This window comes from Methylobacterium sp. A49B (assembly GCF_053346215.1).
In genome coordinates this window covers 1-232 of sequence record NZ_JBKFBO010000015.1, presented here as the reverse complement: position 1 = coordinate 232, position 232 = coordinate 1, and the positions used below count along the sequence as shown (strand labels likewise).

General features: G+C 63.8%; 1 pseudogene. It reads left to right on the top strand.

What is annotated here, in order from left to right:
• Positions 1–232: pseudogene (locus ACLBX9_RS01820) on the top strand (flagellin); the annotation flags it as partial.

Genomic DNA, 232 nt, shown 5'->3' with positions numbered 1-232 from the left:
TCTGGGCCTGTCCTCGATCACCAACTCGAACAGCTCGTCGAGCTCGAACGGTCTGGGCAACTTCCTGCTGAACGCGGACGTGAACAAGACGCTGGCGACGCTGACCTCTGCGGGCGGCACGCTCAACTCGGCGGCGAGTGCCCTGGGCTCGAACCTGTCGGTGGTGCAGAACCGTCAGGACTTCTCCAAGCAGCTGATCAACGTGCTGCAGACCGGCTCGGCCAACCTGACG